The sequence below is a fragment of the Streptomyces viridochromogenes genome (genome assembly GCF_001270495.1).
Taxonomy (GTDB): domain Bacteria; phylum Actinomycetota; class Actinomycetes; order Streptomycetales; family Streptomycetaceae; genus Streptomyces; species Streptomyces viridochromogenes_A.
Map to the genome: position 1 here is coordinate 1 of NZ_LGUR01000156.1, position 291 is coordinate 291.

General features: G+C 70.8%; 1 pseudogene. It reads right to left on the bottom strand.

Annotated features, from left to right (window positions below):
• Window positions 1-291, bottom strand: a pseudogene (locus ADK36_RS16475) (serine hydroxymethyltransferase); the annotation flags it as partial.

A 291-nucleotide genomic window follows, 5' to 3' on the forward strand; every position in this document is an offset into this window, starting at 1 on the left:
CTCGACCTCGTCGGCGATCCGGCGGAACTCGGCGAAGTCCAGCCGGCGCGGGTACGCCGACCAGCCCGCGATGATCACCTTCGGGCGGTGCTCCTTGGCGAGCTTCTCGACCTCGGCCATGTCGACCAGGCCGGTGGCGGAGTCCACGTGGTAGGGGACCACCTTGAACTGCTTGCCGGAGAAGTTCAGCCGCATGCCGTGGGTGAGGTGGCCGCCGTGGGCCAGGTCCAGGCCGAGGATGGTGTCGCCGGGCTGGGCCAGCGCGAACAGGGCGGCCTGGTTGGCGGAGGC